Here is a 20,653-nt window from a genome sequence, read left to right as displayed (position 1 = left end):
ATGGATTAGCCTGTGTTACGCATACCTGCCGCAACGCCTGCAATCGTCACCATCAACGCCTGTTCGACGCGTGGATCCGGCTCTTTACCTTCTTCTTCCGCCAGACGTGAACGGTGCAGCAGCTCCGCCTGCAGGACGTTCAGGGGGTCGGTGTAGATGTTACGCAGCTGGATGGACTCGGCAATCCACGGCAGATCCGCCATCAGGTGCGAGTCGTTAGCAATATCCAGCACCACTTTGATGTCGTCTTCCAGCAGTTCGCGCAGCTCTTTACCCAGCGTCCACAGCTCAGGCTTCACCAGACGCTGATCGTAGTATTCCGCCAGCCACAGGTCTGCTTTCGAGAAGACCATCTCCAGCATACCCAGACGGGTGGAGAAGAACGGCCAGTCGCGGCACATGGTTTCCAGTTCGTTCTGTTTGCCATCTTCCACCACTTTCTGCAGCGCCGCGCCTGCGCCCAGCCAGGCGGGCAGCATCAGACGGTTCTGGGTCCAGGCGAAGATCCACGGGATGGCACGCAGAGACTCTACGCCACCGGTCGGGCGGCGTTTAGCCGGACGTGAACCCAGCGGCAGTTTACCCAGCTCCTGCTCAGGGGTAGCTGAACGGAAGTAAGGCACAAAATCTTTGTTTTCACGCACGTAGCCGCGGTACAGATCGCAGGAGATATCTGACAGCTCGTCCATGATATGGCACCAGGACTCTTTCGGCTCTGGCGGTGGCAGCAGGTTCGCTTCCAGAATCGCACTAGTGTAGAGCGACAGGCTGCTGATGGTCACTTCCGGCAGGCCGTACTTGAAGCGGATCATTTCGCCCTGTTCGGTCACACGCAGGCCGCCTTTCAGGCTTCCCGGCGGTTGTGACAGCAGTGCCGCATGCGCTGGCGCACCACCACGGCCAATCGAGCCACCGCGTCCGTGGAACAGCGTCAGTTCGATGCCTGCTTTTTCACAGGTCTTGATCAACGCGTCCTGTGCCTGATACTGCGCCCAGGATGCCGCCATGACGCCCGCGTCTTTTGCGGAGTCGGAATAGCCAATCATCACCATCTGTTTGCCCTGAATAAAGCCGCGGTACCAGTCGATGTTCAGCAGCTGCGTCATGACGTCGTTGGCGTTGTTCAGGTCATCAAGGGTTTCAAACAGCGGTGCAACCGGAAGGGCATAGTCGATACCGGCTTCTTTGAGCAGAAGGTGAACGCCCAGCACGTCAGACGGCGTTTTCGCCATGGAGATCACATAGGCAGCCACCGATCCTTTCGGCGCATCAACGATCGCTTTACAGGTGTTGAGCACCTCGCGGGTTTCGTTGCTTGGTTCCCAGTTACGTGGCAGCAGGGGACGCTTGGAGTTCAGTTCACGGATCAGGAAGGCTTGTTTGTCCGCTTCGGACCAGCTTTCATAGTCGCCGATGCCGAGATAGCGGGTCAGTTCGCCCAGCGCTTCGGTATGACGGGTGCTTTCCTGACGGACGTCAATACGCACCAGCGGCACGCCGAAACACTTCACGCGACGCAGGGTGTCGAGCAGTTCGCCATTCGCGATGATGCCCATTCCGCAGGCCTGCAGTGATTTATAGCAGGCATACAGCGGCTCCCAGAGCTGCTCGTTCTGGCTCAGCAGGCCTTCCGGCTTTGGCAGGCGCTGGCCTTTCAGACGCGCTTCCAGCCAGGCCTGCGTCGCCATCAGTTGGCCACGCAGTTTTTTCATCAGGAAACGATACGGCTCGCTGGCACCTTCTTCGCCGGCCAGCGCGCGCAGTTCCGGCGTGGCCTCTACCATCGACAGCTCGGAGATCAATACCTGAATATCTTTCAGGAACAGGTCGGTTGCTTTCCAGCGGCTCAACAGAAGCACGTGGCGGGTAATTTCCGCGGTGACGTTCGGGTTGCCGTCACGGTCGCCGCCCATCCAGGAGGTGAAGCGCACCGGCACAAAATCGACCGGCAGGCGGTAATCCAGATTCGCTTCCAGCTGCTCGTTCAGTTCACGCAGGTAGTTCGGCACCCCTTCCCACAGGCTATTTTCCACTACTGCAAAGCCCCATTTGGCTTCGTCGACCGGGCTTGGACGATGCTTACGAATTTCATCGGTGTGCCAGGACTGGGCAATCAGCTGGCGCAGACGGCGCATCAGCTGGTTGCGTTCGTAGTCAGCAATGTCTTTGTTATCCAGCTGCTTGAGGCAGTTGTTCACTTCCACCATTTTGTGGATCAGGGTGCGGCGAGTGATTTCGGTTGGGTGAGCGGTCAGAACCAGCTCCAGCGAAAGGGACTCCACCGCTTTTTTGATGATGTCTTCGTTGAGGTCTGGTTGGTCTTTCAGTTTACGAAGCGTACGGGCAATGACTTCCGGGTTGCTGGCAGCTTCGCCATTCGGCGAAATGCTGTGGTATTGCTCAGCGGTGTTTGCCAGGTTCAGAAACTGGCTGAAGGCGCGGGCAACGGGCAGCAGCTCATCGTTAGAAAGGTTCTGCAAGGTGGTGAGCAGCTCCTGACGACTGGCCTCGTTACCTGCACGGGAAGATTTTGACAGCTTGCGGATGGTTTCAACGCGGTCGAGGATGTTTTCCCCCAACGCATCTTTGATGGTATCTCCAAGCACTTTGCCGAGCATACTGACATTACTACGCAACGCGGAATATTGTTCGTTCATAAAAACCCAGTCACCCCATCATTTTTGTTTATGCCCAATCGAAAATCTTTTGGACAATATTTTGTCATCTCCCTTTATAAAGCCACGTAAAACCCCCGTCGTCAATTGCTGCGAAAACGGTTCAGCAAACGAATAAATGTGGGTAATTTACGAAATTTAATTCGCTTTGCGTCAGATAAGAGATGCTTATGGGAATGTGACGAAGATCGCGGGATTTGTTGCCCTTACCCTGACCCTCTCCCACCGGGAGAGGGAACCCTCAGGGGCATTTTAATGCCAGCAGAAGTGATGCACGACCTGAGTAATCAGTTCACGGGTCGGTTTGATAAAGCGCGTTTCCAGATATTCATCCGGCTGGTGAGCCTGGTTGATGGAACCCGGGCCAAGCACCAGCGTAGGACACAGGGTCTGAATAAACGGTGCTTCGGTGCAATAGTTCACCACGTCGGTTTTCTCGCCGAGCAGCTTTTCCACGACTTCAACCAGTTGATGATCCGGCGGACATTCGTAGCCAGGGATCGGCGGATGAAGCTCGGAGACCGTCAGGCGGCCCGGCCAGCGCTCGCTGACCGGCGCCAGCGCTTCGGTCAACAGGCCGTCGAGATCGCTCAGCGTCATGCCCGGCAGCGGACGGATATCCATATGCAGTTCGCAGCAGGCGCAGATACGGTTGGATGCATCGCCACCGTGCAGGCTGCCGAGGTTCAGCGTCGGGTAAGGCACGGTGAATGCGTCGTAGTGATAACGCTCTTTCAGCGAGTCGCGCAACTGCATGATGCGGCCGATGGCGTCGTGCATCAGTTCGATGGCGTTGACGCCGCGCGCCGGATCGCTGGAGTGGCCTGACTGGCCCAGCACGCGCACCGCCGTGGAGATATGGCCTTTGTGGGCGCGGATTGGCTGCAGTGACGTTGGTTCACCAATAATGGCGCAATCCGGGCGAATCGAGGTGTTTTCAGAGAAGTAGCGCGCCCCGGCCATGCTGGTCTCTTCATCGGCAGTGGCCAGAATGTAGAGCGGTTTCTTCAGCGTTGTCACGTCCACGTCACGCAGCGCATCGAGGATAAAAGCAAAAAAGCCTTTCATGTCGGCGGTGCCCAGACCGTAAAGCTTGTTGTCATGCTCGGTCAGGGTGAACGGATCGCGTGTCCAGCGGCCATCGTCAAAGGGTACGGTATCGGTATGACCGGCCAGCAGCAGGCCGCCGGCACCCTGTCCGGTACTGGCGAGCAGGTTAAATTTATGGCGTGTTCCGGGGACGGGCTGAACCTCAACGTTAAACCCAATATCGCTAAACCAACCTGCCAGCAGATTGATTAAAGACTCATTGCTCTGATCCAGCGCTTCTTCGGTCGCACTGATGGAGGGTGTGGCAATCAGGGCGCGGTAAATCTCGATAAATGGCGGTAAGTTCATTTTCATTGTTGACACACCTTAGGTCGTGATAGTATCAATATTCATGCAATAAATGTGAATAAAAATACATTAACGTTGAGCATAAAGGAACCCGATGTTGAATACGCTGATTGTAGGCGCTAGCGGTTATGCGGGCGCAGAGCTTGTAAGCTACGTGAATCGCCATCCTCATATGACCATAACCGCTTTGACCGTGTCAGCGCAAAGCAATGATGCAGGAAAGTTAATTTCCGATTTGCATCCGCAACTTAAAGGCATTGTTGATCTGCCGCTGCAGCCAATGTCTGACATCCGCGCGTTCACCGACGGCGTTGACGTGGTGTTTTTAGCTACCGCACACGAAGTCAGCCACGACCTGGTTCCGCACTGTCTGGCGGCCGGCTGTGTGGTGTTCGACCTCTCCGGCGCCTTCCGTGTGAATGACTGCGCGTTCTACGAAAAATATTACGGTTTCACCCATCAACACCCTGAACTGCTGGAAAAAGCGGTTTACGGCCTGGCGGAGTGGAGCACAGATAAACTGAAAGAAGCGGATCTGGTTGCCGTGCCGGGCTGTTATCCGACGGCGGCACAGCTTTCTCTGAAGCCGCTGATCGACGCAGACCTGCTGGATCTGAACCAGTGGCCGGTGATCAACGCCACCAGTGGTGTCAGCGGCGCGGGGCGTAAAGCCGCTATTGCCAACAGCTTCTGCGAAGTGAGCCTTCAGCCGTATGGCGTGTTCAATCACCGCCATCACCCTGAAATCACGACGCATCTGGGTGCGGATGTCATCTTCACGCCGCATCTGGGCAGCTTCCCGCGTGGGATCCTCGAAACCATCACCTGCCGCCTGAAACCCGGAGTGACCCACGAACAGGTGAGCGAAGCCTTTACGCAGGCCTATGCGGACAAACCGCTGGTGCGTCTGTACGACAAAGGCGTGCCGGCGCTGAAAAACGTGGTTGGCCTGCCATTCTGCGACATCGGTTTTGCCGTGCAGGGTGAGCACCTGATTGTGGTGGCTGCGGAAGATAACTTACTCAAAGGCGCTGCCGCACAGGCAATGCAGTGTGCAAATATTCGTTTCGGTTTCCCGGAAACCCAGGCTCTTATTTAAGGTGTGATGATGAACCCATTAATTATCAAACTCGGTGGTGTACTGCTGGACAGCGAAGAAGCGCTGGAGCGTCTTTTTACCGCGCTGGTGAACTATCGCGAATCACACCAACGTCCGCTGGTGATTGTGCACGGTGGCGGCTGCGTGGTTGATGAGCTGATGAAAGGGCTCAACCTGCCGGTGAAAAAGAAAAATGGCCTGCGCGTCACGCCTGCTGACCAGATTGACATTATAACCGGTGCCCTGGCGGGGACGGCGAACAAAACGCTGCTGGCGTGGGCGAAGAAACACCATATCGCCTCTGTCGGCCTGTGCCTGGGCGATGGTGACAGCGTAAAAGTGACCCAGCTCGACGAAGAGCTCGGACACGTTGGACTGGCACAGCCTGGTTCGCCTAAGCTGATTAACATGCTGCTGGAAGGAGGATTCCTGCCGGTGGTGAGCTCTATCGGGGTGACCGAAGAGGGCGAGCTGATGAACGTCAATGCAGACCAGGCGGCAACGGCTCTGGCGGCTACGCTGGGCGCGGACCTGATTCTGCTCTCTGACGTAAGCGGTATTCTCGACGGCAAAGGCCAGCGTATTGCGGAAATGACCGCAGCGAAAGCCGAACAGCTTATCGAGCAGGGCATTATTACCGACGGCATGATCGTCAAAGTCAATGCGGCGCTGGATGCCGCGCGTACGCTCGGACGTCCGGTGGACATCGCCTCCTGGCGCCACGCGGAGCAACTCCCGGCGTTGTTTAACGGCACGCCGATTGGCACGCGTATTCTGGCGTAAGCAATTTACCGATTCTGCAGGCCCGGTCAGCGCAGCGCAGCCGGGCAATGAAATTCAAAGATATTAAGGAAGCATGTTATGGCACTTTGGGGTGGGCGTTTTACACAGGCAGCGGATCAACGGTTCAAACAGTTCAACGACTCTTTGCGCTTCGACTACCGCCTGGCCGAGCAGGATATCGTCGGCTCTGTGGCCTGGTCCAAAGCGCTGGTCACCGTGGGCGTTCTGACCGCAGACGAACAGCTGCAGCTGGAAGAGGCGCTGAATAACCTGCTGGAAGAGGTGCGTCTGGACCCGCAGCAGATCCTCGCCAGCGATGCGGAAGATATTCACAGCTGGGTGGAAGGGAAACTCATCGATAAAGTCGGCCAGCTGGGTAAAAAACTGCATACCGGGCGTAGCCGTAACGACCAGGTCGCGACTGATCTGAAATTGTGGTGTAAAGATACCGTTGGTGAACTGCTGGCAGCCAACCGTCAGCTGCAGGGCGCGCTGGTGGAAACCGCGCAGAACAACCAGGACGCGGTGATGCCGGGTTATACCCACCTGCAGCGCGCGCAGCCGGTAACCTTTGCGCACTGGTGTCTGGCCTACGTTGAGATGCTGGCGCGTGATGAAAGCCGTCTGCAGGATACCCTGAAGCGTCTGGACGTGAGCCCGCTGGGCAGCGGTGCGCTGGCAGGGACGGCCTATGAAATCGACCGTGACCAGCTGGCAGGCTGGCTGGGCTTTGCTTCAGCCACCCGTAACAGCCTGGACAGCGTCTCTGACCGTGATCACGTGCTGGAGCTGCTTTCCAATGCGTCTATCGGCATGGTGCATCTGTCGCGCTTTGCTGAAGACCTGATTTTCTTCAACTCCGGTGAAGCCGGGTTTGTTGAGCTGTCTGACCGCGTGACGTCAGGCTCCTCCCTGATGCCACAGAAGAAAAACCCGGATGCGCTGGAGCTTATCCGCGGTAAGTGTGGCCGTGTGCAGGGCGCGCTGACCGGCATGATGATGACCCTGAAAGGGCTGCCGCTGGCGTATAACAAAGATATGCAGGAAGACAAAGAAGGGCTGTTCGACGCGCTCGATACCTGGCTGGACTGCCTGCATATGGGCGCGCTGGTGCTGGATGGCATTCAGGTGAAACGCCCGCGTTGTCAGGAAGCGGCGCAGCAGGGCTATGCAAACTCGACCGAGCTTGCCGATTACCTGGTGGCGAAAGGCGTACCGTTCCGTGAAGCGCACCACATTGTCGGTGAAGCGGTGGTTGAAGCCATTCGTCAGGGTAAGGCGCTGGAAGCGTTGCCGCTGACCGACCTGCAGAAATTCAGTGCTGTTATCGGTGATGATGTGTATCCGATTCTGGCGTTGCAGTCTTGTCTGGATAAGCGTGCAGCGAAAGGCGGCGTGTCACCGAAGCAGGTCGCGCAGGCGATTGCGGATGCGAAAAACCGGCTGGTTTGATGAGTGCGGGCTGGTGCCCTTACCCCGCCCTCTCCCACGGGGAGAGGGAGTAAACACTAAAAATGGCAACTTCGGTTGCCATTTTGCTTTTATCCCCGGCCTTTTTTACGCAAAAAAAAGCGGACCACGGGGTCCGCAAAAGTTCACGTTGGCTTTAGTTGTTCGAGTTTTGAGAGAAACTCGCTGACGGTGCGGGGACGTCAAGGGTCAAACACGTGCCGCCTCGTCTATGTGGTGTATTATTCAACAGAATGCTTGATAGGGATAATCGTTCGTTGCTATGCTATCTATCGCCATGAACTATCGTGGCGACGGAGGATGAATAATGAATATTCGTGATCTTGAATACCTGGTAGCGCTAGCCGAGCACCGCCATTTTCGCCGCGCGGCAGATTCCTGCCACGTCAGCCAGCCTACCCTGAGCGGCCAGATCCGCAAGCTGGAAGACGAGCTGGGCGTGATGCTGCTGGAGCGCACCAGTCGTAAGGTACTGTTCACCCAGGCAGGTCTGCTGCTGGTGGATCAGGCGCGCACCGTGCTGCGCGAGGTCAAAGTGCTCAAGGAAATGGCAAGCCAGCAGGGGGAGGCGATGTCCGGCCCGTTGCATATTGGCCTGATCCCAACCGTTGGCCCGTACCTGTTGCCGCACATCATTCCAATGCTGCATCAGACGTTCCCGAAACTCGAAATGTATCTGCATGAAGCGCAAACCCATCAGCTGCTGGCGCAGTTAGACAGCGGCAAGCTCGACTGTGCCATTCTGGCGCTGGTCAAAGAGAGCGAAGCTTTTATCGAAGTGCCGCTGTTTGATGAGCCCATGATGCTGGCGATCTATGAAGATCACCCGTGGGCGAACCGCGATCGCGTGCCGATGGCCGATCTGGCCGGTGAAAAGCTGCTGATGCTGGAAGATGGTCACTGCCTGCGCGATCAGGCGATGGGCTTCTGCTTCGAAGCGGGTGCTGACGAGGATACCCATTTCCGCGCAACCAGCCTTGAAACGCTGCGTAATATGGTGGCGGCGGGCAGTGGGATCACATTGCTGCCGGCACTGGCCGTGCCGCACGAACGTAAACGTGACGGCGTGGTTTATCTGCCATGCATTAAACCAGAGCCACGTCGTACCATTGGTCTGGTTTATCGTCCGGGTTCACCGCTGCGCAGCCGCTATGAGCAGCTGGCAGAGGCCATCCGTAGTTCGATGGATGGCCATTTTGACAATGCGTTAAAACAGGCGGTTTAAACCGTTCAGTGCCGCGACCCGATAGGCTTCCGCCATGGTCGGGTAGTTGAAGGTGGTGTTAACGAAGTACTCGATGGTGTTACCACCACCTTTTTGCTCCATTATCGCCTGGCCGATATGAATAATCTCCGCCGCGCGTTCACCGAAGCAGTGAATACCGAGGATCTCTTTCGTCTCGCGATGGAACAGGATCTTCAGCGTACCCACGCTCATTCCCACGATTTGCGCCCTCGCCAGATGTTTAAACTGTGCGCGACCCACCTCGTAAGGCACCTTCATTGACGTCAGCTGCTGCTCGGTTTTCCCGACGGAGCTGATTTCCGGGATGGTATAAATACCTGTCGGAATATCTTCGATCAGATGTGCCGTCGCTTCGCCTTTCACCAGCGCCTGCGCCGCGATGCGTCCCTGATCGTATGCTGCAGAAGCCAGGCTTGGATAACCGATAACATCACCGACGGCATACACATGCGGCAGGGCTGTCTGGTACATGCTGTTCACCTTCAGCTGACCGCGGCTGTCGGTTTCGAGCCCGATATTTTCCAGAGCCAGAGAATCGGTGTTACCGGTACGGCCGTTGGCGTACAGCAGGCAGTCTGCTTTCAGCTTCTTACCCGATTTCAGATGCATGATCACACCGTCGTCGCAGCCTTCAATTTTCTCGTACTCTTCGTTGTGGCGAATCACCACGCCGCTGTTCCAGAAGTGGTAAGAGAGCGAGTCTGACATTTCCTGATCGAGGAAGGCCAGCAGGCGGTCGCGGGTGTTGATCAGGTCAACTTTCACGTCCATGCCCCGGAAGATCGACGCATATTCGCAGCCAATCACCCCTGCGCCATAGATAATCACATGACGGGGTTCGTGGTGCAGGCTCAGGATGGAATCGCTGTCGTAAATGCGCGGGTGGGAGAAGTCCACGTCTGCCGGATGGTACGGGCGTGAACCACAGGCGATGACAAATTTTTCCGCCGTGATGGTTTCGACCGATCCGTCGTGGCATTCGAGTGCCAGGGTGTGTTCATCAACAAAGTGCGCATTGCCCTGCAAAATTTCACAGTGGTTACGCTCATAAAACCCCTGGCGCATCCGCGTCTGCTGGTTAATAACGGTATCCGCATGATTCAGGATGTCAGCAAAGGAGGAACGAAGAAGTCGGGAGTGGTCGCTGTAAAGAGGGTTCTGGTTAAATTCAATAATGCGGCTAACGGCATGGCGGAGGGCTTTGGAAGGGATGGTGCCCCAATGGGTGCAACCGCCGCCAACGTTATGGTAGCGCTCTATCACCGCTACTCTGGCTCCCTGTTTCACCAGTCCCATAGCAGCGCCTTCGCCGCCGGGGCCGGAACCTATCACAATTGCGTCGTAATCGTAGGAATGTGGCATGGTAAGGCTTACCTGTTCTTATACATAAAAGCAACAGAATCATAACATCATTGCCCGAGTAACCCAATTATCGTTGTGCTTTTTTCCGGCAGTGGAGCACAAACCGTACGTAAACAATCATTCACAAAGCCAGGCAAACAGATTAATTTTATTCTCTGGTATAGTGCCATCAGGCCTTTGGAAGGATTCAACTATCGTGATGGGCGTAAGAGCACAACAAAAAGAGAAAACCCGGCGTTCGCTGGTGGAAGCCGCATTCAGTCAACTGAGTGCCGAGCGTAGTTTTGCCAGTTTAAGCCTGCGTGAAGTTGCGCGCGAGGCCGGGATTGCGCCAACGTCCTTCTATCGTCATTTCCGTGATGTGGATGAACTGGGTCTGACCATGGTCGACGAGAGCGGGCTGATGCTGCGTCAGCTTATGCGCCAGGCGCGGCAGCGTATCGCTAAAGGGGGGAGCGTGATCCGCACCTCTGTGTCGACCTTTATGGAATTTATTGGCAATAACCCCAACGCGTTTCGCCTGCTGTTGCGGGAACGTTCCGGAACATCAGCCGCGTTCCGTGCCGCTGTGGCGCGTGAAATTCAGCATTTTATCGCGGAACTTGCCGACTATCTTGAACTCGAAAACCATATGCCGCGTGCGTTCACTGAAGCACAGGCTGAGGCGATGGTGACGATTGTTTTCAGCGCGGGTGCCGAAGCGCTGGATGTCAGCATCGAACAACGCAAGCAGCTCGAAGAGCGACTGGTATTACAGCTCAGGATGATCTCCAAAGGCGCGTACTACTGGTATCGCCGTGAACAAGAGAAACTGGCACATCAAACCGAAGAGTGAAGGTGAGTAATGAAACAGTCAGGTCAGGATAAGGGTACGCTGTTGCTGGCATTGATCGCTGGCTTATCAATTAATGGCACGTTTGCGGCTGTGTTCAGCTCGATCGTTCCATTTTCTATTTTCCCGCTCATTGCGCTGGTGCTGACGGTGTATTGTCTGCATCAGCGTTACCTGAACCGCACCATGCCGGTCGGGTTGCCTGGGCTGGCCGCGGCCTGCTTTATTCTTGGCGTGTTGCTGTATAGCACCGTGGTGCGTGCAGAGTATCCGGATATCGGTTCTAACTTCCTGCCGGCGGTACTTTCCGTGGTACTGGTGTTCTGGATTGGCTCGCGCATGCGTAGCCGCAAGCACGAGCTGCCGGAGTAAGAGAGTGGGGTTGCAGGCAGGTTGACCTGCCTGCCATCACGTTACTTCGCGGTAAGAAGTACGCCGCACTCCATATGGTGCGTATACGGGAACTGATCGAAGAGAGCCAGACGTTCAACATTGTGCGTCTGGCTTAATGTTTCGAGATTCTTGCACAGCGTTTCCGGGTTACAGGAAATGTACAAAATACGCGGGTACGCCTGCACCATCTTCTCGGTTTCGCTGTCCAGGCCACTGCGCGGCGGATCGACAAAAATCGTCTCACACTGGTAGCTCTTTAGATCGATCCCCTCCAGGCGATTAAACTGGCGTACGCCATTCATGGCCTGCGTGAACTCTTCTGCAGACATACGGATGATCTGCACATTGTCGATGTGATTGGCGGCAATGTTGTACTGTGCAGCGGCAACGGACGGCTTGGCAATCTCCGTCGCCAGGACGCGCTCAAAGTTACGCGCCAGCGCCAGGGAGAAGTTGCCGTTCCCGCAGTACAGCTCTAGCAGATCGCCCTTTGACCCTTCGGTCGCCTTCAGCGCCCAGTCCAGCATCTGTACGTTCATTGCCGCGTTTGGCTGGGTAAAGCTGTTCTCAACCTGGCGGTACACCATCTCTTTTCCCGCCACCGACAGACGTTCGTCGATGAAATCCTGATCCAGCATGATTTTGGTTTTTGTTGCACGACCAATCAGGTGAACGTTGATGTTCTGCGCGCGCAGGGCATCGCGCAGCGCTTCTGCCTGCTCGCGCCATTCGTCATTCAGCGCTTTGTGATACAGCAGAGAGACAATCGCCTGGTTGCTTTGTGTGGTCAGATAATCAATCTGGAACAGCTTGTGGCGCAGCACAGGGTTGTTGCGTACGCCGTCGATCATCAGCGTCATGAGCTGGTTGATGAGTTCACTCGCCGCCGGGAAGCTGTCGACCCGAATGCGGGACTTTGTCTGCTGATCAAAAATGATGTGGTACAGGTCGTCACCGTCGTGCCAGATGCGGAACTCCGCACGCATGCGGTAGTGGCTAACGGGCGAGCGGAACACCTCAGGAACGGGCGCGTTGAAAGGCGTCATCATACTTTGCAGGCGGACAACTTTCTCTGCCAGCTGTGCGTCGTACTGTTCTGTTGGGAGGTGTTCGGGGGTCATGATGCGTCCTGAGTGATAAAGAATTACGCGGGGATTGTAGGGATTGTGCAGTGGATGTCCAGATTTAATGGCCAATAGCTATCTGGACATCTATACGTGTCTAATTGTAGCATTCTGTTTCCGGTCTCCTGAGAGTGAAAAGGGAATCCAGTGAAAATCTGGAGCTGACGCGCAGCGGTAAAGACTGGCGGGATGAGAATTGTAGACACTGTGAAAATGGGAAGTCTTCATCCGCAAAACGCCACCTAGCCCGAAGACCTGCCGGGATCACGTCGCATTTGGTTTCGTCATCGCGTGCTATAGATGAAGCCTGCGGCATCCTTCTTATATTGTGGATGCTTTAACAATGATTAAAAAAGTATCGCTGTTGACGGCGTTGTCCGTCACGGCATTTTCGGGCTGGGCGCAGGATAGCGCCGACTCGTTGGTGGTGACAGCAAACCGTTTTGAGCAACCTGTTAATACCGTTCTTGCACCAACGTCTGTGGTGACGCGCGAGGATATTGATCGCTGGCAGGCAAACACCGTCATTGACGTTATGCGTCGCTTGCCTGGCGTGGATACCGCCCAAAACGGCGGAATGGGGCAACTTTCCTCTCTTTTTATTCGGGGAACTAATTCCAGTCATGTTCTTATTCTTGTCGACGGGATCCGTCTTAACCAGGCTGGGGTAACGGGGTCGTCCGATCTCAGTCAGTTCCCGATCGCCCTGGTGCAGCGCATTGAATATATTCGCGGGCCACGCTCTGCAGTCTATGGTTCTGATGCGATTGGTGGCGTAGTGAACATTATTACTACCCGCGCGAAGGACGGCACGACGTTGAATGCGGGCGTAGGCTCGCATGGCTACCAAAATTACGGCGGCAGCACTCAGCAAACCCTGGGTGACAGCACGCGCGTGACGCTGGCGGGTGATTATACCTATACCAAAGGCTTTGACGTGGTCGCGGATGGCAACAACGGTGGTCTGGCCCAGACCGATCGTGACGGCTTTATGAATAAAACCCTCTACGGTGCGCTGGAGCATGCTTTCTCTGATCAGTGGAGCGGGTTCGTTCGCGGCTATGGCTACAGCAACCGTACCGCCTATGACGGCTATTACAGTTCATTTACGCCTGATGTTTTGGTTGATACTCGCCAGCTCTATAGCCAGACCTGGGACGCTGGACTGCGCTTTAATAATGACATCGTCCATTCACAACTTCTCACCAGCTACAGCCACAGCAAAGATTATAACTACGACCCGCATCTGGGACGTTATGATTCCAATGCCACGCTGGATGAGATCAAACAGTACAACGTGCAGTGGACTAACTCCGTTGAGGTGGGCCATGGCAATATTGGCGCAGGTGTCGACTGGCAGAAGCAGAGCACCGAACCAGGAACAAGCTATGTCACAAACGGCTATGACCTGCGTAACACCGGCGTCTACCTGACTGCGCTGCAGCAGTTTGGCGACTTTACCCTGGAAGGGGCAGCGCGTAGCGACGATAACTCTCAGTTTGGTCGCCATGGCACCTGGCAGAGCAGTGCGGGCTGGGAGTTCATTGAAGGTTATCGATTCATTGCCTCGTATGGCACTGCCTATAAAGCACCCAACCTCGGGCAGCTGTATGGTTTCTATGGCAACGACCATCTTGATCCTGAGGAGAGTAAACAGTGGGAAGGCGCGTTCGAAGGCCTGACGGCTGGCGTAAACTGGCGCGTATCGGCCTATCGCAATGACGTTGATAACCTGATCGACTTTAATAACAACCTTCAGGAATACTACAACGTAGGCAAGGCGCGTATTAAAGGGGTTGAAGCCACAGCGTCCTTTGATACAGGTCCACTGACTCATACGGTCGGTTACGATTACGTGGATGCACGCAATGCGGCAACAAACCAGCTATTGGATCGCCGGGCTAAGCAGCAGGTGAAGTATCAGCTTGATACGCAGGTCTATGAATTCGACTGGAGCCTGACTTATCACTACCTGGGAACACGTTACGACACTGACTTTGGTACCTACCCGTCTGAAAAGGTGAAAATGGGCGGCGTAAGCCTGTGGGATGTCGCAGTTTCATATCCTGTCACCTCTCACCTTACAGTTCGTGGTAAAATAGCCAACCTGTTCGATAAAGATTACGAGACAGTTTATGGCTACCAAACTGCAGGACGGGAATACACCTTGTCTGGCAGCTACACCTTCTAATCCGCGTCCCACCGTGCTGGTATTTGATTCCGGCGTCGGTGGGCTTTCGGTCTATGATGAGATCCGACATCTCCTGCCGGATCTCCATTACATTTACGCCTTTGATAACGTCGCGTTCCCGTATGGGGAAAAGAGTGAAGACTTTATTGTTGAGCGTGTGGTTGAAATCGTCACCGCGGTACAAAAGCGTTATCCCCTCTCGCTGGCGGTCATCGCCTGTAACACGGCCAGTACAGTATCGCTTCCTGCATTGCGCGAAAAATTCCAGTTCCCGGTTGTGGGCGTTGTTCCTGCAATAAAGCCTGCCGCACGTCTGACGGCAAATGGCATTGTTGGTTTACTGGCAACGCGAGGCACGGTGAAGCGACCTTATACGCGCGAGTTAATCGACCGCTTTGCCAACGAATGCCAGATTGCGATGCTCGGTTCGGCGGAACTGGTCGAGATCGCCGAAGCGAAGCTGCACGGAAAGGCAGTGCCGCTCGAAGAGTTGCGCCGTATTCTCCGCCCGTGGCTGCGGATGCCGGAGCCACCGGACACCGTTGTGCTGGGGTGTACCCATTTCCCTCTATTACAGGAAGAGTTATTAGAAGTTCTGCCTGAGGGCACGCGGCTGGTGGATTCGGGGGCGGCTATAGCCCGACGTACGGCCTGGTTGCTGGAACATGAAGCCCCGGATGCAAAATCTGCCGATGCAAACATCGCTTTTTGTATGGCCATCACCAACGAGACCGAGCAACTTTTGCCCGTTTTACGCCGTTATGGCTTTGAAACGCTCGAAAAACTGGCGCTGTAGCACGATTTTGAGCAAAAAAGAGACGGTTGAACGTTTTTTTTAAAAGAGGGGTTGTCAACGTCTGAGAACTCCCTATAATGCGCCTCCACTGACACGGAACAACGGCACACACGCCGCCGGGTTGGCGGGTTCAGAGATGAACACCAACAGAGAAAAGCAAAAATAAATGCTTGACTCTGAATGAGGAAAACGTAATATACGTGACCTCGCGACGGTGAGCTGTAAGCCGCGTCGCAACTGCTCTTTAACAATTTATCAGACAATCTGTGTGGGCACTCAAAGTGACATGGATTCTTAATGTCTTCGGACACTAAATGAATACCAAGTCTCTGAGTGAACATACGTAATTCATTACGAAGTTTAATTCACGAGCATCAAACTTAAATTGAAGAGTTTGATCATGGCTCAGATTGAACGCTGGCGGCAGGCCTAACACATGCAAGTCGAACGGTAGCACAGAGAGCTTGCTCTCGGGTGACGAGTGGCGGACGGGTGAGTAATGTCTGGGAAACTGCCTGATGGAGGGGGATAACTACTGGAAACGGTAGCTAATACCGCATAACGTCGCAAGACCAAAGAGGGGGACCTTCGGGCCTCTTGCCATCAGATGTGCCCAGATGGGATTAGCTAGTAGGTGGGGTAACGGCTCACCTAGGCGACGATCCCTAGCTGGTCTGAGAGGATGACCAGCCACACTGGAACTGAGACACGGTCCAGACTCCTACGGGAGGCAGCAGTGGGGAATATTGCACAATGGGCGCAAGCCTGATGCAGCCATGCCGCGTGTATGAAGAAGGCCTTCGGGTTGTAAAGTACTTTCAGCGGGGAGGAAGGTGTTGTGGTTAATAACCACAGCAATTGACGTTACCCGCAGAAGAAGCACCGGCTAACTCCGTGCCAGCAGCCGCGGTAATACGGAGGGTGCAAGCGTTAATCGGAATTACTGGGCGTAAAGCGCACGCAGGCGGTCTGTCAAGTCGGATGTGAAATCCCCGGGCTCAACCTGGGAACTGCATTCGAAACTGGCAGGCTAGAGTCTTGTAGAGGGGGGTAGAATTCCAGGTGTAGCGGTGAAATGCGTAGAGATCTGGAGGAATACCGGTGGCGAAGGCGGCCCCCTGGACAAAGACTGACGCTCAGGTGCGAAAGCGTGGGGAGCAAACAGGATTAGATACCCTGGTAGTCCACGCCGTAAACGATGTCGACTTGGAGGTTGTGCCCTTGAGGCGTGGCTTCCGGAGCTAACGCGTTAAGTCGACCGCCTGGGGAGTACGGCCGCAAGGTTAAAACTCAAATGAATTGACGGGGGCCCGCACAAGCGGTGGAGCATGTGGTTTAATTCGATGCAACGCGAAGAACCTTACCTACTCTTGACATCCAGAGAACTTTCCAGAGATGGATTGGTGCCTTCGGGAACTCTGAGACAGGTGCTGCATGGCTGTCGTCAGCTCGTGTTGTGAAATGTTGGGTTAAGTCCCGCAACGAGCGCAACCCTTATCCTTTGTTGCCAGCGGTCCGGCCGGGAACTCAAAGGAGACTGCCAGTGATAAACTGGAGGAAGGTGGGGATGACGTCAAGTCATCATGGCCCTTACGAGTAGGGCTACACACGTGCTACAATGGCGCATACAAAGAGAAGCGAACTCGCGAGAGCAAGCGGACCTCATAAAGTGCGTCGTAGTCCGGATTGGAGTCTGCAACTCGACTCCATGAAGTCGGAATCGCTAGTAATCGTAGATCAGAATGCTACGGTGAATACGTTCCCGGGCCTTGTACACACCGCCCGTCACACCATGGGAGTGGGTTGCAAAAGAAGTAGGTAGCTTAACCTTCGGGAGGGCGCTTACCACTTTGTGATTCATGACTGGGGTGAAGTCGTAACAAGGTAACCGTAGGGGAACCTGCGGTTGGATCACCTCCTTACCTTAAAGAACCTGCCTTTGTAGTGCTCACACAGATTGTCTGATGAAAAACAGCAGTAAAAAACCTCTACAGGCTTGTAGCTCAGGTGGTTAGAGCGCACCCCTGATAAGGGTGAGGTCGGTGGTTCAAGTCCACTCAGGCCTACCAAATCTGTCATGCAGATTTGAAGAGGTTGGTCATACGATGGGGCTATAGCTCAGCTGGGAGAGCGCCTGCTTTGCACGCAGGAGGTCTGCGGTTCGATCCCGCATAGCTCCACCATCTTTTACTGCGAAAACAAGAAAACTTCAGAGTGAACCTGAAAAGGTGCACTGCGAAGTTTTGCTCTTTAAAAATCTGGATCAAGCTGAAAATTGAAACGACACACATGTTATGTGTGTTCGAGTCTCTCAAATTTTCGCAAACCGGTGATGAATCGAAAGAAACATCTTCGGGTTGTGAGGTTAAGCGACTAAGCGTACACGGTGGATGCCCTGGCAGTCAGAGGCGATGAAGGACGTGCTAATCTGCGAAAAGCGCCGGCGAGGTGATATGAACCTTTGACCCGGCGATGTCCGAATGGGGAAACCCAGTGTGTTCCGACACACTATCGTTAACTGAATACATAGGTTAACGAGGCGAACCGGGGGAACTGAAACATCTAAGTACCCCGAGGAAAAGAAATCAACCGAGATTCCCCCAGTAGCGGCGAGCGAACGGGGAGCAGCCCAGAGTCTGAATCAGCTTGTGTGTTAGTGGAAGCGTCTGGAAAGTCGCACGGTACAGGGTGAAAGTCCCGTACACGAAAGCACACAGGCTGTGAACTCGAAGAGTAGGGCGGGACACGTGGTATCCTGTCTGAATATGGGGGGACCATCCTCCAAGGCTAAATACTCCTGACTGACCGATAGTGAACCAGTACCGTGAGGGAAAGGCGAAAAGAACCCCGGCGAGGGGAGTGAAAAAGAACCTGAAACCGTGTACGTACAAGCAGTGGGAGCCTCTTTATGGGGTGACTGCGTACCTTTTGTATAATGGGTCAGCGACTTATATTCTGTAGCAAGGTTAACCGTATAGGGGAGCCGAAGGGAAACCGAGTCTTAACTGGGCGTTAAGTTGCAGGGTATAGACCCGAAACCCGGTGATCTAGCCATGGGCAGGTTGAAGGTTGGGTAACACTAACTGGAGGACCGAACCGACTAATGTTGAAAAATTAGCGGATGACTTGTGGCTGGGGTGAAAGGCCAATCAAACCGGGAGATAGCTGGTTCTCCCCGAAAGCTATTTAGGTAGCGCCTCGTGAATTCATCTTCGGGGGTAGAGCACTGTTTCGGCTAGGGGGCCATCCCGGCTTACCAACCCGATGCAAACTACGAATACCGAAGAATGTTATCACGGGAGACACACGGCGGGTGCTAACGTCCGTCGTGAAGAGGGAAACAACCCAGACCGCCAGCTAAGGTCCCAAAGTCATGGTTAAGTGGGAAACGATGTGGGAAGGCACAGACAGCCAGGATGTTGGCTTAGAAGCAGCCATCATTTAAAGAAAGCGTAATAGCTCACTGGTCGAGTCGGCCTGCGCGGAAGATGTAACGGGGCTAAACCATGCACCGAAGCTGCGGCAGCGACGCTTATGCGTTGTTGGGTAGGGGAGCGTTCTGTAAGCCGTTGAAGGTGTCCTGTGAGGGGTGCTGGAGGTATCAGAAGTGCGAATGCTGACATAAGTAACGATAAAGCGGGTGAAAGCCCGCTCGCCGGAAGACCAAGGGTTCCTGTCCAACGTTAATCGGGGCAGGGTGAGTCGACCCCTAAGGCGAGGCCGAAAGGCGTAGTCGATGGGAAACAGGTTAATATTCCTGTACTTGGTGTTACTGCGAAGGGGGGACGGAGAAGGCTATGTTAGCCGGGCGACGGTTGTCCCGGTTTAAGCATGTAGGCGGAGGTTCCAGGTAAATCCGGTTCCTTGTTAACGCTGAGGTGTGATGACGAGGCACTACGGTGCTGAAGTAACAAATGCCCTGCTTCCAGGAAAAGCCTCTAAGCATCAGGTAACATCAAATCGTACCCCAAACCGACACAGGTGGTCAGGTAGAGAATACCAAGGCGCTTGAGAGAACTCGGGTGAAGGAACTAGGCAAAATGGTGCCGTAACTTCGGGAGAAGGCACGCTGATATGTAGGTGAAGCCCCTGCGGGTGGAGCTGAAATCAGTCGAAGATACCAGCTGGCTGCAACTGTTTATTAAAAACACAGCACTGTGCAAACACGAAAGTGGACGTATACGGTGTGACGCCTGCCCGGTGCCGGAAGGTTAATTGATGGGGTTAGCGGTAACGCGAAGCTCTTGATCGAAGCCCCGGTAAACGGCGGCCGTAACTATAACGGTCCTAAGGTAGCGAAATTCCTTGTCGGGTAAGTTCCGACCTGCACGAATGGCGTAATGATGGCCAGGCTGTCTCCACCCGAGACTCAGTGAAATTGAACTCGCTGTGAAGATGCAGTGTACCCGCGGCAAGACGGAAAGACCCCGTGAACCTTTACTATAGCTTGACACTGAACACTGGTCCTTGATGTGTAGGATAGGTGGGAGGCTTTGAAGCGTGGACGCCAGTCTGCGTGGAGCCAACCTTGAAATACCACCCTTTAATGGCTGGTGTTCTAACGTAGACCCGTAATCCGGGTTGCGGACAGTGTCTGGTGGGTAGTTTGACTGGGGCGGTCTCCTCCCAAAGAGTAACGGAGGAGCACGAAGGTTAGCTAATCCTGGTCGGACATCAGGAGGTTAGTGCAATGGCATAAGCTAGCTTGACTGCGAGAGTGACGGCTCGAGCAGGTGCGAAAGCAGGTCATAGTGATCCGGTGGTTCTGAATGGAAGGGCCATCGCTCAACGGATAAAAGGTACTCCGGGGATAACAGGCTGATACCGCCCAAGAGTTCATATCGACGGCGGTGTTTGGCACCTCGATGTCGGCTCATCACATCCTGGGGCTGAAGTAGGTCCCAAGGGTATGGCTGTTCGCCATTTAAAGTGGTACGCGAGCTGGGTTTAGAACGTCGTGAGACAGTTCGGTCCCTATCTGCCGTGGGCGCTGGAGAATTGAGGGGGGCTGCTCCTAGTACGAGAGGACCGGAGTGGACGCATCACTGGTGTTCGGGTTGTCATGCCAATGGCACTGCCCGGTAGCTAAATGCGGAAGAGATAAGTGCTGAAAGCATCTAAGCACGAAACTTGCCCCGAGATGAGTTCTCCCTGAGACTTTAAGTCTCCTGAAGGAACGTTGAAGACTACGACGTTGATAGGTCGGGTGTGTAAGCGCAGCGATGCGTTGAGCTAACCGATACTAATGAACCGTGAGGCTTAACCTTACAACGCCGAAGATGTT

The 20,653-nt window shown here is 54.7% G+C and carries 12 protein-coding genes, 2 tRNA genes, 2 rRNA genes and 1 riboswitch; of the genes, 12 read left to right on the top strand and 4 right to left on the bottom strand.

Going from position 1 to position 20,653, the window contains the following annotated elements; all coding sequences use genetic code 11:
- Positions 1 to 5: 5 nt before the first annotated feature.
- Both ppc and argE read right to left on the bottom strand, forming a co-directional pair.
- Complete coding sequence (gene ppc / locus BH714_RS14545) at positions 6 to 2,657, bottom strand: phosphoenolpyruvate carboxylase (protein WP_014172182.1); 2,652 nt, start codon at positions 2,655 to 2,657, stop codon at positions 6 to 8.
- Between the two features lie 270 nt (positions 2,658 to 2,927).
- Positions 2,928 to 4,079, bottom strand: coding sequence for an acetylornithine deacetylase (gene argE, locus BH714_RS14540; RefSeq protein WP_020883942.1), 1,152 nt, complete (start codon positions 4,077 to 4,079; stop codon positions 2,928 to 2,930).
- An 88-nt stretch (positions 4,080 to 4,167) separates the two neighbouring features.
- Here argE and argC point away from each other — a divergent pair, with 88 nt between their 5' ends.
- The 4 genes from argC (at position 4,168) to oxyR (ending at position 8,650) form a co-directional block, all read left to right on the top strand.
- Complete coding sequence (gene argC / locus BH714_RS14535) at positions 4,168 to 5,172, top strand: N-acetyl-gamma-glutamyl-phosphate reductase (RefSeq protein ID WP_040018278.1); 1,005 nt, start codon at positions 4,168 to 4,170, stop codon at positions 5,170 to 5,172.
- 6 nt (positions 5,173 to 5,178) lie between these two features.
- Positions 5,179 to 5,955 carry an acetylglutamate kinase gene (gene argB, locus BH714_RS14530; RefSeq protein WP_086462987.1) on the top strand — a complete coding sequence of 259 codons (777 nt, stop codon included), beginning with the start codon at positions 5,179 to 5,181 and terminating at the stop codon, positions 5,953 to 5,955.
- 78 nt (positions 5,956 to 6,033) lie between these two features.
- The gene (argH, locus tag BH714_RS14525; protein WP_014172177.1) at positions 6,034 to 7,407 is read left to right on the top strand and encodes an argininosuccinate lyase; all 1,374 of its coding nucleotides are present in this window, start codon (positions 6,034 to 6,036) and stop codon (positions 7,405 to 7,407) included.
- 325 nt (positions 7,408 to 7,732) lie between these two features.
- Positions 7,733 to 8,650: a DNA-binding transcriptional regulator OxyR gene (gene oxyR, locus BH714_RS14520; protein ID WP_040018276.1), complete on the top strand. Its 918-nt coding sequence runs from the start codon at positions 7,733 to 7,735 to the stop codon at positions 8,648 to 8,650.
- Here the strand turns inward: oxyR and sthA are convergent.
- Complete coding sequence (gene sthA / locus BH714_RS14515) at positions 8,633 to 10,033, bottom strand: Si-specific NAD(P)(+) transhydrogenase (protein WP_014172175.1); 1,401 nt, start codon at positions 10,031 to 10,033, stop codon at positions 8,633 to 8,635. The genes oxyR and sthA overlap by 18 nt on opposite strands.
- Positions 10,034 to 10,229: 196 nt before the next feature.
- Here sthA and fabR point away from each other — a divergent pair, with 196 nt between their 5' ends.
- Together fabR and BH714_RS14505 are read left to right on the top strand one after the other, a co-directional pair.
- The gene (fabR, locus tag BH714_RS14510; protein WP_008501784.1) at positions 10,230 to 10,868 is read left to right on the top strand and encodes an HTH-type transcriptional repressor FabR; all 639 of its coding nucleotides are present in this window, start codon (positions 10,230 to 10,232) and stop codon (positions 10,866 to 10,868) included.
- 9 nt (positions 10,869 to 10,877) lie between these two features.
- Positions 10,878 to 11,237, top strand: a complete 360-nt coding sequence (locus BH714_RS14505; RefSeq protein WP_025202767.1) for a YijD family membrane protein — start codon at positions 10,878 to 10,880, stop codon at positions 11,235 to 11,237.
- A gap of 41 nt (positions 11,238 to 11,278) precedes the next feature.
- Here the strand turns inward: BH714_RS14505 and trmA are convergent, their stop codons facing one another.
- Entirely contained in the window at positions 11,279 to 12,379 is a 1,101-nt protein-coding gene (gene trmA, locus BH714_RS14500; RefSeq protein WP_032679233.1) for a tRNA (uridine(54)-C5)-methyltransferase TrmA, read from the bottom strand.
- Between the two features lie 104 nt (positions 12,380 to 12,483).
- Positions 12,484 to 12,659, top strand: a riboswitch (cobalamin riboswitch).
- A gap of 66 nt (positions 12,660 to 12,725) precedes the next feature.
- Between trmA and btuB the strand changes: the two genes are divergently transcribed.
- From btuB to BH714_RS14465, 6 genes are all read left to right on the top strand, one after another.
- Entirely contained in the window at positions 12,726 to 14,573 is a 1,848-nt protein-coding gene (btuB, locus tag BH714_RS14495) for a TonB-dependent vitamin B12 receptor BtuB (RefSeq protein ID WP_020883937.1), read from the top strand.
- The gene (murI, locus tag BH714_RS14490) at positions 14,518 to 15,369 is read left to right on the top strand and encodes a glutamate racemase (RefSeq protein WP_020883936.1); all 852 of its coding nucleotides are present in this window, start codon (positions 14,518 to 14,520) and stop codon (positions 15,367 to 15,369) included. The genes btuB and murI overlap by 56 nt, the downstream gene beginning before the upstream one ends.
- A gap of 382 nt (positions 15,370 to 15,751) precedes the next feature.
- Positions 15,752 to 17,291: ribosomal RNA gene (locus tag BH714_RS14480) — 16S ribosomal RNA — on the top strand.
- Between the two features lie 70 nt (positions 17,292 to 17,361).
- Positions 17,362 to 17,438, top strand: a tRNA-Ile gene (locus tag BH714_RS14475).
- Between the two features lie 38 nt (positions 17,439 to 17,476).
- A tRNA-Ala gene (locus BH714_RS14470) sits at positions 17,477 to 17,552 on the top strand.
- A gap of 180 nt (positions 17,553 to 17,732) precedes the next feature.
- Positions 17,733 to 20,636: ribosomal RNA gene (locus tag BH714_RS14465) — 23S ribosomal RNA — on the top strand.
- The 16S and 23S rRNA genes sit together here with 2 tRNA genes alongside, the layout of an rRNA operon.
- The last annotated feature ends 17 nt before the right edge of the window (positions 20,637 to 20,653 follow it).

The organism is Enterobacter ludwigii, from assembly GCF_001750725.1.
In the GTDB taxonomy this organism is placed as follows: domain Bacteria; phylum Pseudomonadota; class Gammaproteobacteria; order Enterobacterales; family Enterobacteriaceae; genus Enterobacter; species Enterobacter ludwigii.
Note: the sequence above shows the minus strand (reverse complement) of the source record. Positions and strands in the feature narration are given on the sequence as shown.

Excerpts from the sequence above, each read along its gene's own strand:
- ppc (WP_014172182.1), bottom strand. The coding sequence starts at position 2,657 with ATGAACGAACAATATTCCGCGTTGCGTAGTAATGTCAGTATGCTCGGC.
- argE (WP_020883942.1), bottom strand. The coding sequence starts at position 4,079 with ATGAAAATGAACTTACCGCCATTTATCGAGATTTACCGCGCCCTGATT.
- argC (WP_040018278.1), top strand. The coding sequence starts at position 4,168 with ATGTTGAATACGCTGATTGTAGGCGCTAGCGGTTATGCGGGCGCAGAG.
- argB (WP_086462987.1), top strand. The coding sequence starts at position 5,179 with ATGATGAACCCATTAATTATCAAACTCGGTGGTGTACTGCTGGACAGC.
- argH (WP_014172177.1), top strand. The coding sequence starts at position 6,034 with ATGGCACTTTGGGGTGGGCGTTTTACACAGGCAGCGGATCAACGGTTC.
- oxyR (WP_040018276.1), top strand. The coding sequence starts at position 7,733 with ATGAATATTCGTGATCTTGAATACCTGGTAGCGCTAGCCGAGCACCGC.
- sthA (WP_014172175.1), bottom strand. The coding sequence starts at position 10,033 with ATGCCACATTCCTACGATTACGACGCAATTGTGATAGGTTCCGGCCCC.
- BH714_RS14505 (WP_025202767.1), top strand. The coding sequence starts at position 10,878 with ATGAAACAGTCAGGTCAGGATAAGGGTACGCTGTTGCTGGCATTGATC.
- trmA (WP_032679233.1), bottom strand. The coding sequence starts at position 12,379 with ATGACCCCCGAACACCTCCCAACAGAACAGTACGACGCACAGCTGGCA.
- btuB (WP_020883937.1), top strand. The coding sequence starts at position 12,726 with ATGATTAAAAAAGTATCGCTGTTGACGGCGTTGTCCGTCACGGCATTT.
- murI (WP_020883936.1), top strand. The coding sequence starts at position 14,518 with ATGGCTACCAAACTGCAGGACGGGAATACACCTTGTCTGGCAGCTACA.